We start from the raw sequence: 3,106 nt of genomic DNA, 5'->3' as shown, positions 1-3,106 counted from the left end.
CGGCCGAGGTTGAGGAGGTCGGCACCAAGGAGGGTGCCGAGGGTGCCCGAGATATAGGCGATGACCGGCGCGGCGATCACCGCCGCCTCGGGACTCCCCGCAAAACCGGCAAGGACGAGGGCCGTCACGAGCGCGGCAAGGGGGGGGACGAAGAAGGGGGTGGCGATACCGAGGCCGGGGACGGGGCGGGCCACATGGTGCGTCACGGCGGTGACGACCGCAACCCCGATCAGGGCGAGGATGAGGACCGTGTAGCCCCTGGAGACGACCACCGACTCGTAGAGGAGATACAGAGAGATCAGGAGGGGGATCAGGGCCCCGCCGGCATTGATGGCGACGACCGTCTCCGGCGCCACCTCGGGGATGCGGTAGACCCAGCCGTAGAAGGGGCTGAACTCCTTTTCCATCCGCACCGGCCCGCCCTGCACCTTCGTCACCGGGATATTGACGAGACTGCCGACAAGGGTGAGCAGGAGGAGCAGGATGACGGTGCCGGGCGGGAAACCGAGCTTTGCGAATGCCGAGCCGATGAGGCTCAGGAAGAGGAGGGGGATCAGCAGCAGCATGGCGACGACGAGAAACGCCACCATGAGGATGCTGAAGGGGTTGAAGAGGTATCTGCCCATGAAGAAGAGAAGGGGGAGATCTTATTTGATGGCTTCGCAGACGATCGCCGCGTGGTCGCGGTGGTAGGGTTCGAGCCAGAGCACCTCGGCCACGCGCATCCCGCCCTCTTCAAGGGCCATGATAGCCTCGTCGGCGACGTCCTGTGGGCTCTTTCTGATGTCCACGCTCCTCGTCTTGAGCATCAGCATCAGGGTGCCGCCCTCCCTGAGCAGGGGGACGTTCCGCAGGGCGATCGCCACCTGGTCGGGTTGTGCGACGTCCTGATACAGGAGGTCGGTCTCCTCGACGATGCCGGCATAGAGTTCAGGCCGACCGGCGTCGGCCATGATCGGCACGATGTTTCGCCGGTGGCGGCAGACCTCGATGAGGTCCTGCATCGGCCGCGGCGCGAACTCCACCGCGTAGACCACCTCGACATAATCGGCGACATGGGAGACAGTGGTGCCGTTCGCCGCCCCCAGATAGAGCACCCGCATCTCCGGGGCGAGGTATCTCTCCCCGCCGAGGAGGGCATAGGCCGCAAGCTTCGAGCGGTACGGATCCCAGACGCGGTAACCGTCGATCATCCTCTCGCCATAGACCCCGCCCTCGCCGGGCGAGACAAGGACGCCGCCGATACGGATCATGCACTCACCCCTGCGGCGTCGATCCGCGTCTGCGCCCCTTCGACAAAAGCCGTATCGAGTTCGCCCCTGAAGTAGTCGATGCGTGCGGCAATGGCAAGTTTCGCCGCAAGCACCCGCGCCACCCGACCCCGCACCTCTTTCGGGGCATTGTGCACCCGACGGTGCTGGAAGATGACGCCGTGCTTCGGGGAAGGGGCGTTGCCGCGGATATGGGAGAAGATGGCGGTCCGCGCCCCCAGCACCTGGATGGTTGCCGCAGGCATCCGGGCAAGGGGAGAGAGGCCGCCGGCCTCGGCCATGAGCCGCGCCGCCACGAGGCCGCCGACGAGGGCGCTCGTGTTCGGGAGGACGGCGTCGGCACGCCGGGAGACCTCGCGCATCAGGCGGTTCCGCAGTTCGCCGAGGTTCTCGATCTCGCCCCCGACCGCCCTCAGGGCCGGCGAGGGACTCCTCTGTATCCGCCCGGCAAGGGCCTTGCCGCCCCTTTTGTACTTCCTGGTGAAGGCCGGGTCGAGAACGGCATGCCAGTCGACGGCCCGCTCAAGCAGGAGATTTGCGACATGATCGATCTCGTCGAGGGTTCTGACCATCTGGAGGAGTTCGACATCCTTGCCGGAGAGTTCGGCCGCCACCCGCGCCTGCGCCCTTTCCATGCATCCTGCCTGCAGGACGGCGATATACTCGGCACGGTCCCTGACCGCACCGCAGGCCTGCGCCTGTCTCCAGTCGGGCCTCCCGAGTTCGGACCCGAACGTCTCTATTCGCCGGGCAAGGGCTGCGGGGCCGGTCTCAGCAGGGCGGCAGACGCCCTCTTCGATGTCCCCAAACCAGTAGCGCTCCATCTGATATGGATGGGGATGCAGGGAGCATTAACATATGGCGCACCGCCCAGATCATACAGGCTGAATTCACCATGATCATAGAAGGTATCCTCTTTTTCGTTGGCATTGTCCTCCTTGTCAAAGGCGCGGACTTCTTTGTCGGCGGGGGGAGCGGGCTTGCAGCGCGTTTCGGGGTCTCGGCGGCGACGGTCGGGTTTACGGTCATCGCCTTCGGCACCTCTCTCCCCGAGTTCGTGGTGAGCGTGAACGCCGTCGCCGCCGACGATGCAGGGATCGCTCTCGGGAACGTCCTCGGGAGCAACATCGCGAATATCGCCCTTGTCCTTGCACTCTGCGCATTTATCAGGCCACAACTTGTCGGCAGGAACAGCGACGGCCATGACTCCTCCCTGTGGGAGACCGGGCTGATGCTCGCGGCGACGGGGGTCTTCGTCCTCTTCGCCCTGCGGGGCACACTCGACCTTCTCGCCGGCGTCGGGATGCTGGTCGCATTCGCCGTCATCCTCGCCCTCCTCTGGCGGCACGGGAAGGGAGAGGAGGCATCCGGGGTCGAGAGCCACGGGAACAGGGACGTGCTCCTCACCATCGCAGGACTTGCCGCCGTCATCATCGGCGCCCAGTTCGTCGTCGACGGGGCGGTGGCGATCGCCGGCGCGCTCGGTGTCCCGACTCTCGTCATCGGGCTCTCGATCGTGGCGGTGGGCACCTCCCTGCCCGAACTCGCGACCTCCCTCATGGCGATCGTCAGGGGCGAGGGCGGCATCTCGGTCGGGAACATCCTGGGGAGCAACATTTTCAACCTCCTCTTCGTGATGGGCATCGGGGCCCTCATCAGGCCGGTGCCGATCGGCAACCTCTCCGACACCCTGATCACCGCCGCATTCGCCCTCGCCGTCGTCCCCCTCTTCATTGGCGGCGACCGGTTCACGCGGGCGTGGTCGCTCCTCCTCATCGCCGCGTATGCGGGCTATATGGCCCTGATATTCGGGATCGTGTGAGGGCGCCGGGGGT

Annotated in this window: 4 protein-coding genes; 1 reads left to right on the top strand and 3 read right to left on the bottom strand. The window is 65.9% G+C overall.

The genetic code is table 11. From position 1 onward, the window contains the following. From PHP59_RS12270 to PHP59_RS12260, 3 genes are all read right to left on the bottom strand, one after another. Positions 1-626 (bottom strand): DUF1614 domain-containing protein (locus PHP59_RS12270; protein WP_300167394.1); only part of this gene is annotated, 626 nt, incomplete at its 3' end. A gap of 21 nt (positions 627-647) precedes the next feature. Next, a complete protein-coding gene (locus tag PHP59_RS12265; protein WP_300167392.1) occupies positions 648-1,253 on the bottom strand; it encodes a fibrillarin-like rRNA/tRNA 2'-O-methyltransferase in 606 nt (201 codons plus the stop codon). Then, positions 1,250-2,095: an RNA-processing protein gene (locus PHP59_RS12260; RefSeq protein ID WP_300167390.1), complete on the bottom strand. Its 846-nt coding sequence runs from the start codon at positions 2,093-2,095 to the stop codon at positions 1,250-1,252. The genes PHP59_RS12265 and PHP59_RS12260 overlap by 4 nt, the downstream gene beginning before the upstream one ends. A gap of 71 nt (positions 2,096-2,166) precedes the next feature. Here PHP59_RS12260 and PHP59_RS12255 point away from each other — a divergent pair, with 71 nt between their 5' ends. Next, complete coding sequence (locus PHP59_RS12255) at positions 2,167-3,093, top strand: calcium/sodium antiporter (protein WP_300167388.1); 927 nt, start codon at positions 2,167-2,169, stop codon at positions 3,091-3,093. Positions 3,094-3,106 lie beyond the last annotated feature (13 nt).

This window comes from Methanofollis sp. (assembly GCF_028702905.1).
Lineage (GTDB): Archaea > Halobacteriota > Methanomicrobia > Methanomicrobiales > Methanofollaceae > Methanofollis.
Note: the sequence above shows the minus strand (reverse complement) of the source record. Positions and strands in the feature narration are given on the sequence as shown.